The organism is Candidatus Frankia alpina (assembly GCF_902806485.1).
Taxonomy (GTDB): domain Bacteria; phylum Actinomycetota; class Actinomycetes; order Frankiales; family Frankiaceae; genus Frankia; species Frankia alpina.
Window position 1 is genome coordinate 1 of the sequence record NZ_CADCWT010000181.1, and the last position, 10,234, is coordinate 10,234.

A 10,234-nucleotide genomic window follows, 5' to 3' on the forward strand; every position below is an offset into this window, starting at 1 on the left:
TGTCGGTCCACCGGTTCCCGTGCCGCCCCGGTCGGTGCCGGCGGACGCTCATACCCCTGACGCCGGGTTCAGGCCGGGTGGAACGTCACCTCGACGGGACGGGCGCCGCGGGGGTCGTCCGTCCGGCGGGCGAGGTCCCGGTCGAAGACCCGGCCGACGGAGTTGCCCGCCAGATCCTCCAGGACAGGATCGACGGCGAGCCGGTGCGGCCCGGGCGCCCAGCCGTGTCGGGGGGTCAGCCGCCACGACCGCTCCTCGGCGCCGACGTCCGCGACGCCTTCGACGGGCCGGCCATCGGGCCCGGCGACGCGCAGGCAGCGGGCCACCAGGCCGTGGTCGAGCGGCCGGTCGAACCCGAGCCGAAGCGGTTCGGCGGTGCCGACGGGCGGAACGTGCAGGGCCCAGGCGTTCGGGTCGACGTGGCGGCGCTCGTCGTCGGCGACCTGCCAGCGCCGATCGGCCCCGGCTCGCAGCCGGCGGCCGCGGGCGTCGCGGAACCCGTCGTCGACCACCAGCCGCAACGGCACGCCGGACCGCAGCGGGTAACCGGCCTCTCGGTGCGGCGCGAGGCCGCGTTTGATCCGGGCCGGGTCGAGCAAGACGGTGAGCCGGCGCCGGCCGGCGTCCCACAGCTCCTGGTCGGTCGCCAGCAGCGCCCCGGCCAGGACATCGCCGGCGTCGTCGACGAGCCGCACGTGGGGCGCCGCCTGCCCCTCGCTCATCGGCGCGCTGAACCAGACGTAGCCGCGCAGCAGGTTGCGTGGCACGGTCGCCGCGCTCGGGTAAATGGCGAGCACCTCGGTGGTGGCCGCCTCGTCGGCGCGGGCGCGGGTCAGCTCGGCCACGACCGACCCGTCGACGGTGACGATGTACGCGGTGCCGTCGAGGAAGGGGAAGCGCGGCAGGAAGCAGGTGTCGGGGCCGTCGCGGAGCAGCCGGCCGGCCATCGGTGGGGCCGTGCCGAGCACGACGGCGGTGGCCGGGTGGATCCGCACCTGCGCACGCGGCGCCAGCCCGACCAGCCGGATGCAGTCGGCCTCGCCGTACCGCGACCACGCCGCGGTGACCCCACTCTGGTCGACCATGCCCGCCTGCCGCCCGCCCGCTGTACGGCCCCGCCCGCCTACAAGGGAGGCGGACTTCAACGAGCGCAGATGCCGCCGCCCTTCGGGATCGGTCTGCAGGGCCAGTATGTGCTCGCCGTCGAGGTTCGCAAGCCTGGTGATGCCCTGCAGGTCCGCGGTCTCCCGCGGCACCCCGACCGGCTCGGTGGGCTCGGTCAGCGGGGCCTGGGCGTCGATGTCGCGGCGAGCAATCTTGATCAGGCCGTGCGAGGTGTTCGCGACGAGCAGGTACTCCTCGCCGCCCTGGACGAAGGAGACCATGTCCAGCGGCTGGTTCATCGCGCCGAGCTCGGCGACGGTGCGCCCGACCGCCTTGGTGCCCGGGACCAGCTCGGCCAGCGGGAAGTGCACGACCGGCGTGCAGGTGTAACTGGCGAGGATGGCGCGGCCGCCGTCGTAGGGCACGAAGGTGCGGATCGGCGCCGCCGTCTCCCACTTCCCCTGCGAGACGTGGAAGATCTCCAGGTTGTTGCCCGCCGCGCCGGCGCCGTCCGTGAACGGGAACGGGATCCGCCGCAGCTTGGAGGAGAACTCCTCGTTGGACAGGCCGGCGACCAGCAGCGCCCCATCCACGTACGCGATGTCGGTGACCGTCGAGGTGTGGATCGGGCGGCGCAGGATGCGGATCGTGCGGGAGCCGACCGTGATCTGTGCGCCCTCGTCGCCGAGGGGCAGGATGACGTCGACGCGCTCGTCGTCGGGGACCGGGGCGTCGGCGATCACCACCGACGCGACCGGGACGTCGGTGAGCGGCACGTCGCTGATCGAGGCGTCTGCCCGGTCGATGCGCACCAGCACCGCCTGGGCCTGCTCGCCGTGGCCACGCTGGACCGACAGGTAGATGTTGCCCGAGTCGGGGTGGACGGCGAGGTCGCGGATGGCGATGTCAGCCGCGTCGCTGCCCAGCAGCGAGCCGACCCGCGCATCGACGTCGGCCAGCTCGAACGGCCCCGACCCGGCAGGATGGCCCGGGTCGTTGACGTCGACCGCGAAGACGGTCGCCGCGGCGTTGTCGGCGAGGAACAGGATCCCTGCCGGGCCGAAGGTGATCGGGCCCGCCGAGCCGAGTTCCGCCCGGCCGACCCGCAGTCCGTACTCGGTCACGTTGATCTCCTCGATCTCCTGGGGCCACGATGGAACGCTGGTGTTGCGTTTCACAACCTTGCCCACCGGCGAACTGTTCCATCCGCGGCCTACGAGCATCAGGCGGCGCTCAGCAGGAGACGAAAGCGGCGGATTGCCGGTCGGAGTCCGGGGGCTCTCACAGGCAGGGGCCGGAGCCGGCCGTGGAATCCGCAAGCCGGGTGAGCAACGCGCGCAGCAGGCGCTGCTCGTCCGGGCTGAACGCGGCGAGCAGCCGGGCCTCGGCCTCGTCACGAGCCGCGGCGATGCGCGCCTGCAGCCGCCGCCCCGCCGCGGTGACCTCGGGGATGCGGGCGCGCCGATCGCGCGGGTCGAGGCGACGAACGACGAGCTCGTCGCCTTCGAGCCGATCCAGCAGCGACGTCAGCGTGGTCTTGTCGACGCCGAGCTCCCGGCCGAGCTGGAGCTGGGTGCGGCCGCCTTCGACGCCGAGCGCGGTCAGCACGATCCAGTCGCGCACGCCGGCGAGGCCGTGCCCGCGGGCGACCGTGTCGAGCTCTCCGCGCATGCGCGCGGCCGCCCGGTTCAGCAACCAGGTGAGGTCCGCGGCCTGGGACTCGGCAAGCTGCGACTCGACAGCCCGGCCCGCACCAGGCGTCGCAGACGGCTCCACCGGCAGCTTCGCGGAGGGAGGCGACGATGCGGGCACGGGTGTGACCCTATCGAATACTGCCCGGGTCAGGATGCTCCCATCTCGGACGTTCCGAGTTCGGAGCATCAGCTATAGTGACCCGCGGCTCCCCACGCCGCACCGCTTACCATGCCGCACCGCTTCCACGACGCAAGGAGAAGGCATATGCCGACCATCGCCATTGTCGGAGCCGGGCCCGGACTCGGGCTGTCCATCGCGCGCCGCTTCGGCCGGGAGGGCTTCGCCGTCGCGCTGCTCTCCCGCAACCAGGCGAAGCTCGACGACCTCGTCGGCCAGCTCACCCAGGACGGCGTCACGGCGGCCGGGTTCGCCGCCGACGTCCTCGACCGGCCGGCCCTCGTCAACGCGCTCACCCGCGCCGAGGCGCAGCTCGGCCCGATCGACGTGCTGGAGTACTCCCCCGCGCCGGCCGGGCGGCAAAATGCCGTGAACCCGATCGTCGAGGCGCTCGACGTGACGGTGGAGAGCATCCAGCCGGAGATCGAGTACTACGTCTACGGGGCGGTCACCGCCATCCAGCACGTGCTGCCCGGCATGATCGAGCGCGGCACCGGAACACTGCTGGTCACCACCGGGGCCTCGTCCGCGCTGGTCTTTCCCCGGATGGGCAACATCGGCCTCGCGACCGCCGCGCTGCGCAACTGGGTGCTGGCGCTCAACGCCTCCCTCGCAGACAAGGGTGTGTACGCCGCCCACGTGCCGCTCGCGACCTTCATCGGCCGCGGTGGCCCCGAGACCCAGGCGGACACGATCGCCGAGATCTACTGGGAGCTGTACACCAAGCGCGACCAGGCCGAGCGGCTCTACTCGACCCTTTGAACTCCGTCCTTTGAGCTCAGCCGAGGGTCCAGCCCGGGCAGTCGAAGTAGCGCTCGCCCTTGTCGATGAGGTGCGACGCGTACAGACGTCCGATGACCGGCCGGCCGCGAAAGAAACCCACCCGCCGCTGTGCCGCGTCGGCGACCACGGGACGCGCCGCGCAGGCGAACTGGACTCGCTGGCGGTCCACGGCCCATGCCGTGGCGGCCGGGTCGACACGGCCGCCGACCAGGAGGGGGAACACCGCGACCCCGGTCTGCATCCCCACCGGCAGCCCGCCCTTGTTCGCCTTGGCGTAGTGCAGCGCCTGCGCGGTGAAGGTCTCGATGGTGGCAACGGTGATCTCGGGAACGGCTGCGGCGATGGTGAACAGGTGCAGCCTGGTTTCCATCCACTGCAGCCGGAAGTCCGCGCGCCGACCGACGAGAACCGGTGTCCCGGACCAGTCCTCCCAGCGCGGACCACAGGCGTCGGCCGCCAGCCGGCCCTCCACCGAAGCCAGATACTCCCGAGCGACCTGTTAGTCCACCATGACGAGGAGCCTTTCGCACCGCAGCCGGCCCATCAGGCACGTGTCGCGAAGGCGACCGTCAAGGCACCATCGTTGACGATGGTGCCAGCGCGGCGGCCAGGCGCAGGTGCGCGGCGCCCTCCGGTCCGCCGGCGCTCTGGCGCTGCAGTGTGCGGCCCAGCAGCCGGTGGACGTAGGGATCGTCGGGAGTTTCGTCGACCAGCGCCTCCAGCAGGTGTCGGGCCCGGCCGAGCTGCGCGGAGGCGTAGCAGGCGCGGGCGGCGAGCAGGCGCACCCCGCGGTCGTCGCCGTGCTCGGCCAGCAGCGGGCCGAGCAGCGTGAGCGCACCGAGCGGATCACGCAGCTCCAGCAACGACTCGGCGTGGCGGTAGCGGCGGACCTCCGCCGGCGTCTCCCGTGCCGGCTCCGCCGCCCGACCGGCACGCCGCAGGAACTCCGCGATCACCTGGGGAAGCTGCGCCCCGGCCATCGCCCGCTCCCCCACGAGGATCGTCGGAGATGTCGTCACGCCCCGCGCCCTGCCTTCCAGCAACAGATCCCGGACGGCGTCCCGGCCCGCGTCGCCGGCAAGCAGGCCGGCACCGGCCGGAAAGCCGCTGGCGACCGCAAGAGCCCCCAGGACCGCGCGGTCGCTGATGTCGGCGGCCTCGACGAAATGCGCCTGCAGCACCGCCTCGACGACGGCGTCCTGCAATGACGAACCGCCGTGGTCATAAGCGAGTGCGATGAGGCGATGGGCGTCGGTCGGATCGACCCGCCAGGCAGCGCCCCACGGCGACCCCAGTCCGACCTCGGCGGCGACCTGTGCCGCCCGCTCCCGGCCCGCCGCGGGCGACGCGTCGGGGACCGCACCGGCTCAGCGCGCCGGCCACGACCGGATCACGCAGTGCCTGCGCCAACGGCACGGCCGCGGCCGGCGCCGTGGGGTCAATCCGGAACGGCCGCCACACCACGTCCACGTCCTCGCCCGACCAGTCGGCCAGCGTCCGCTCGAGGCGGCGCTTGCCGATGTAGGCCCAGGCACACACCACGTCGGCCCAGATCTCGACTCGCATGCCAGGCATGCTAAGCGACAGTCGTCGATTAGTCGACAGGCGTCGTACAAGCGACGGCTGTCGTACGGTGATGCGCGTGAACGTCAACGACCCGCGGGCCCACCGAACCCGGTCCTACCTGCGGTCGGCCTTTCTGGAACTCGCCGCGGAACGCGGCCTGGCGGCCATCACGATCTCCGAGGTCGCCCGGCGCGCGGAGATCAACCGGGCCACCATTTACCTGCACTACCCCGATCTGGACGCGCTCGCCGCCGACGCGATGGGCGACGCCGTCGCCACCGTCACCCGCCTCGCCGGGCTCTGCCCACTCGACGCCCCGCCCGAGTCGGCCCCCGCCCCGCTGGTCGACCTGTTCACCCACATCGCCGAGCACGCGCCGCTGTATGCGCGAGCGCTCGGCGCCGAGGGCAGTGTTTCCCTCGCGGTCCGTCTACGCGAGGAGCTGGCCGCGGCACTGCTCGCCCGCTTCAGCGCCGGCGCCCGGCCCACGGTCTCGGCCGGCGTGCCGCCCGAGCTGCACGCCGCCTACCTCGCCGGCGCGCTGCTCGGCGTCATCGCGCAGTGGATCGGCGCGGGCCTGCCCGGCTCGGCCGCCGACGCGGCGAACGCGACCTGGCGGCTGATGGCCGGCGGCGCGGTCAGGGGCTGAGCTCGTGGCCGCAGAGGTTCGGCTCCACCACGACGAACCCGCTGCCGGCCGCATTGGCCTGGACGAAGGAATAGCACGTGCTGGGGCGGGCGGCGCCGTCCCGGAAACTGATGGTGCTGATCAGTCCGTCGGCGTCGTAACTGTTCACCGCGCGCAGGCCGTCGATGAATCCCTGCCGGGTCGGGCAGCTCCCGGCGAGTTGCAGACCGCGTAGGAAGATGTCGGTGCTGATGTAGGAGATCACCGCAATATCCTGCTCGGGCTGGGCGACCTGTGGCGCAAACTGACGCATCGCCGCGAGATAGGCGTTGATCCCCGGTCCGCCGATCTCGAAAGGCCGGTAGAACACCGGCACGGAGATTCCCGCCGCCTGCGGACCGACAGCACGCAGCAACGCATGGTCGTACCCGTTGGCGGACAGTACGACCTTCGGGTTGTGGCCCGCGACGCGCAGCGCGGCCAGGACGGCGACGAGGTCCTTCGGCTCGATGACGCCGACGATCGTGTCCGCGCGGGCTGCGACGATCCGCCGGGCGACCGCCACCGGATCGTCGACGCCCGTGGTGAAGGTGACCGTACCCAGGACCTGGACGCCGGCCGCCGCCAGGCTGCGGGCATACGTCGAGGCCGTGGCGGAGACGCCCGCCGACAGCGCGGTCTGCAGGATCACCGCGCGGCTGCCCCCCTGGTCCCGAACGAACCGGCCCTGGGTGTCGACGGCCGCGTCGGTGGCCGTGGTGGCGGCGAACATGTTCCGGTCCTGCGACCAGACCTGCTCCGAGGCCAGGCCCGTCACCGGAACGCCCTGCTGGGCGAGGTAGCCGGCGCTGCCCGACGCCGCGACGGACAGCTCGACGACGCCGAAGACCCGCCGCTGCTCGACGAGGTCACGCGCGGCGATGCCGTTCGTCAGCGGCGAGCCCTGGTCGTCGCGCCACTGGTAGACGACGCGGCGCCCGTTGACCCCGCCGGCGGCGTTCACCGCCCCGAGCCGCGCGTCGATCCCCGCCCGCGCCGCCTCGAAGATCGGCGAGACCGGCCCCGAGTCGGGATACAGGACGCCGAGGTCGATCCGGTCACCGCTCACCCCCGGGCTGGCGCAGGCCGCAACCGACGACGTGTCGCCCGGCCCGCATCCCACGAGCGTGACCCCCGCAACGGCAATTGCGGTGACGACTGCCCAGGCACGCGGGCAGCGACGTGTGGATGTCCGGTGGCGCGAGAACACGAGAACCCCTGAACGGTCGTCGCGACAGAAGAGGACGCGACCCGAGAACGGGCGGTGGAGGGTCTGGCATCGCCACATGCATCACGGGGTGACGGTCCACGGCTCGATCAGAAAGGCAGAGAACGGAGCGAACCATACCAAGCAGCCGTCATCGGGATGTCGCCACCTACACGCGGCAGGCGCACACAGATCAATCGGGAAGAAGATTCACCGGAAACGTCGAGTCCCCGTTCCCTGTCATTCACCTACCGGCCACCAGTTCGTTTTCCGATTACCGTCCAGACAGGGATGATTCGGAATTTAACCATCGATGGCTCCAAATGTCTGAACTCTCCCGAGACACGTGATCAGCGTTACAGCCGACCCCGCCCAGAGCAGTCGTCCTGGTGGCGCTCCTCGACGACCACGTCCGCCACGAACGGATCAGTGCGGCATCCGTGCGTGCATCTCAAACAGATCGCTGATGATCCTCGGCTGCTGACGGCGGATAACGTCGACGGGGTGAACGGAGACGGAGGGCATGCTGTCCGCGACGAGCACCGGACGCCTGTGGACGTGCTGCTGCTGGTGGTCCGCGAGGGTCGGCTGTTGCTGACCCGGCGGGCAGGCGACATCTATGGCAGCGGGCGGTGGGCGCTGCCCAGCGGACGTCTCGAGCCGGACGAGGACGTGGTGACCGCGGCCGTCCGCGAGCTGGACGAGGAGCTGGGGCTCCGGGTCGAGGAGGACGACGTCGCCTTCGTCGGCGTCACCCACGCCCTGCCCCCGGACAGCGGCGCCCGGATCGGCTTCGGCTTCCTCGTCGCCCGGTGGGCAGGTGAGCCGACCATCCGGGAGCCCGAGCTGTGCTCGGCGCTGCAGTGGTGCGCGCCCAACGAGCTACCGGAGCGGACACTGCCCTACACCAGAGAGATCGTCCGCCTGCATGTCCAGGGCGAACACTTCTCCCGGGCCGGCTGGCCGCCAAGGACCCCGCCCCACCCGGCGGACTGAGAAGCAGGCCACCGGCAGCCTGCTTGGCTGCACCCGCAGCGAAGCAGGGACATCCGACATACCGTGGAATGGGTGGTGCAACCTCCAGCGGAGGAGCGGCGATGACGGACGACACACGGGATCTCGACACCTCGAAGAACGGACCGGACGACGTTGCAAGGGCCACCGGCGCGGTACGGGCCACCGACGCGGACCGGACGCGCACCGCCGACTGGCTCGCCTGGGCGGCCGGCACCGGGCAGCTCACCCTGGACGAGGCGGATGAGCGGCTGGCCCGCGCCTACGCGGCCCGCACCCTCGACGAGCTCGCCCCGCTCACGACGGACCTGCAGCCCAGGCCGCAACCCGCCGCGCCGCCGGCGCAGCATCCCGGCCTGCGCGATCGACTACACGGGCTCGAGCTGGCCGGCTCGCCACACGCCGTGATCCCGGTCGCGATCCTCGCCCTCTTCCTGATATTGCCGATCCTGACGCATGGCGCCATGTGGTTTCCCTGGCCCCTCATCGTGGTCGGGATGATCGCAGGCAAAGCGCACCACCGCCATCACCACGCGCCGGGACCTCGCCGGTGTCGGAACCACTGAGTATCCCGTCGCTCTGACAGATCCTGCCGGCGAGTGTTTCGCCGCGGGGTGGCGCGATCAGGGCTGGCCGTAGCCACGGACGAACAGCCTGACGCAGGATCTCAGCGCAGCGTCGAGTTCCTGCTCGTCCGGGTCGGCGGAGGCGGCGCCGGCGACGGCGCCAAGCGCCGTCAGTTGCCAGCCGGTTCCCCAGACGAGCGCGATGAACTGGCCCGCCGCACGAGTCGGATCGTCGAGGTAGAGCCCACCGCCGTGCGCCAGGCGAGCGAGCAGGCCGGTCACCTCAGCGAACACCCGCGCCGCGACCTGGTCGCGCCAGAGCGCGAGCAGCTCCGGCTGGCGCTCGCCCTCTGTCTGCAGGAGTCGGCGCAGCGAGGCGGCGCGCGGGTTGCGGGCGATGGCGAGCAGCCGGCGGGCGAGATCGTTGAGGCAGGTCTCGGCGTCGGGTAGGCGCCCGTGGAAGCCCACCGCCGCTGTCTGCAGCATGCCGAGGGTGGCCGTCAGATGCTCGTCGACGACCGCGCGGAACAGCGTCTCCTTGTCCCCGAAGTGGTTGTAGACGGTCTGCCGCGCTGTGAGTGCCGCCGTCGCGATGTCGTCGAGGGTCGTGGCCGCGTACCCCTGGCGGACGAACAGACGCAGCGCCGCTTCCATGATCGCCTCCCGCTTGGCGGGAAGTCCACATGGAACAGGCCGGGAGGACCTGGCTGCGTCGTCTGACACCCACCCAGGCTAACCTTGGACAATCTTGTCCAAGGTTCTAGGCAAAATCGTCTATTCTTGCCGAGGATGGCGATCGTGTGTCGACCAGACCATCGATCAAGGAGATCTGCGTGCCCACAGCCGAAGTGCCCCACACTGTGGTCATCGGGGCCGGCCCAGCCGGACTTACAGCCGCCTACCAGCTCGCGGGTCGCGGCGCGCCCGTCTCGGTGTACGAGGCCGACGACGTGGTCGGCGGGATCAGCCGGACCGTCGTGCGTGACGGCTGGCGCTTCGACATCGGTGGGCATCGGTTCTTCACCAAGGTGGCCCGAGTCGATTCGCTCTGGCATGAGATCCTTTCCAAGGATGACTTCCTGCTCCGTCCCCGGATGAGCCGGATCTACTACCGGGGAAAGCTTTATGACTATCCCCTGCGGCCTCTGAACGCCCTGCGCAATCTCGGCCCCGGGGAGGCGACCCTCGCCATCGGCTCCTACCTGCGTGCGCGCATCCGGCCGCCGCGGGATGAGAACGCCAACTACGAGTCCTGGCTAGTCGCAAGGTTTGGCTGGCGACTTTACCGCACCTTCTTCAAGACATACACGGAGAAGGTATGGGGCATCCCGGTCAGCGAGATGCCGGCCGATTGGGCGGCGCAGCGGGTCAAGAACCTGTCCCTCCCCGCGGCGATCGTGGACACGGTCCGACCCGGCCGAAGCCAAAAAAGGATCACGAGTCTGATCGAGGAGT

General features: G+C 71.2%; 12 protein-coding genes. 5 read left to right on the forward strand and 7 right to left on the reverse strand.

Features of this window, described 5'->3' with window-relative positions; translation table 11 throughout:
* Positions 1–68 precede the first annotated feature (68 nt).
* Positions 69–2,228, reverse strand: a complete 2,160-nt coding sequence (locus G6R25_RS27620) for a hypothetical protein (RefSeq protein ID WP_235948844.1) — start codon at positions 2,226–2,228, stop codon at positions 69–71.
* Between the two features lie 157 nt (positions 2,229–2,385).
* Complete coding sequence (locus G6R25_RS17365) at positions 2,386–2,916, reverse strand: MarR family winged helix-turn-helix transcriptional regulator (protein WP_163553831.1); 531 nt, start codon at positions 2,914–2,916, stop codon at positions 2,386–2,388.
* Positions 2,917–3,063: 147 nt separating this feature from the next.
* Between G6R25_RS17365 and G6R25_RS17370 the strand changes: the two genes are divergently transcribed.
* A complete protein-coding gene (locus G6R25_RS17370; RefSeq protein ID WP_163553832.1) occupies positions 3,064–3,738 on the forward strand; it encodes an SDR family NAD(P)-dependent oxidoreductase in 675 nt (224 codons plus the stop codon).
* 16 nt (positions 3,739–3,754) lie between these two features.
* On the opposite strand, the gene G6R25_RS17375 is transcribed toward G6R25_RS17370, so the two are convergent.
* The 3 genes from G6R25_RS17375 to G6R25_RS30705 form a co-directional block, all read right to left on the reverse strand.
* Positions 3,755–4,231, reverse strand: coding sequence for a levansucrase (locus G6R25_RS17375; protein WP_205447195.1), 477 nt, complete (start codon positions 4,229–4,231; stop codon positions 3,755–3,757).
* A 97-nt stretch (positions 4,232–4,328) separates the two neighbouring features.
* Positions 4,329–5,054, reverse strand: coding sequence for a tetratricopeptide repeat protein (locus G6R25_RS29025; protein ID WP_268904173.1), 726 nt, complete (start codon positions 5,052–5,054; stop codon positions 4,329–4,331).
* Entirely contained in the window at positions 4,981–5,334 is a 354-nt protein-coding gene (locus G6R25_RS30705) for a DsbA family protein (protein WP_419469372.1), read from the reverse strand. The genes G6R25_RS29025 and G6R25_RS30705 overlap by 74 nt, the downstream gene beginning before the upstream one ends.
* A gap of 67 nt (positions 5,335–5,401) precedes the next feature.
* On the opposite strand from G6R25_RS30705, the gene G6R25_RS17385 reads away from it, so the two are divergent.
* On the forward strand, positions 5,402–5,974 hold the full coding sequence (locus G6R25_RS17385) for a TetR/AcrR family transcriptional regulator (protein ID WP_163553833.1): 573 nt from the start codon (positions 5,402–5,404) through the stop codon (positions 5,972–5,974).
* On the opposite strand, the gene G6R25_RS17390 is transcribed toward G6R25_RS17385, so the two are convergent.
* A complete protein-coding gene (locus G6R25_RS17390) occupies positions 5,964–7,202 on the reverse strand; it encodes an ABC transporter substrate-binding protein (protein ID WP_419469374.1) in 1,239 nt (412 codons plus the stop codon). The genes G6R25_RS17385 and G6R25_RS17390 overlap by 11 nt on opposite strands.
* A 501-nt stretch (positions 7,203–7,703) precedes the next feature.
* Here G6R25_RS17390 and G6R25_RS17395 point away from each other — a divergent pair.
* Both G6R25_RS17395 and G6R25_RS17400 read left to right on the forward strand, forming a co-directional pair.
* Positions 7,704–8,195, forward strand: coding sequence for an NUDIX domain-containing protein (locus G6R25_RS17395; RefSeq protein ID WP_235948848.1), 492 nt, complete (start codon positions 7,704–7,706; stop codon positions 8,193–8,195).
* Positions 8,196–8,296: 101 nt separating this feature from the next.
* Entirely contained in the window at positions 8,297–8,779 is a 483-nt protein-coding gene (locus G6R25_RS17400; RefSeq protein ID WP_163553834.1) for a DUF1707 SHOCT-like domain-containing protein, read from the forward strand.
* Positions 8,780–8,836: 57 nt separating this feature from the next.
* Here the strand turns inward: G6R25_RS17400 and G6R25_RS17405 are convergent, their stop codons facing one another.
* On the reverse strand, positions 8,837–9,433 hold the full coding sequence (locus G6R25_RS17405; RefSeq protein ID WP_205447198.1) for a TetR/AcrR family transcriptional regulator: 597 nt from the start codon (positions 9,431–9,433) through the stop codon (positions 8,837–8,839).
* Between the two features lie 179 nt (positions 9,434–9,612).
* On the opposite strand from G6R25_RS17405, the gene G6R25_RS17410 reads away from it, so the two are divergent.
* Positions 9,613–10,234: FAD-dependent oxidoreductase (locus tag G6R25_RS17410; protein ID WP_163553836.1), on the forward strand; the 622-nt coding region annotated here is incomplete at its 3' end.

Bases quoted from the DNA above. Each gene is read 5' to 3' on its own strand.
- G6R25_RS17370 (WP_163553832.1), top strand. From the start codon at position 3,064: ATGCCGACCATCGCCATTGTCGGAGCCGGGCCCGGACTCGGGCTGTCC.
- G6R25_RS17405 (WP_205447198.1), bottom strand. From the start codon at position 9,433: ATGGAAGCGGCGCTGCGTCTGTTCGTCCGCCAGGGGTACGCGGCCACG.
- G6R25_RS30705 (WP_419469372.1), bottom strand. From the start codon at position 5,334: ATGCCTGGCATGCGAGTCGAGATCTGGGCCGACGTGGTGTGTGCCTGG.
- G6R25_RS17400 (WP_163553834.1), top strand. From the start codon at position 8,297: ATGACGGACGACACACGGGATCTCGACACCTCGAAGAACGGACCGGAC.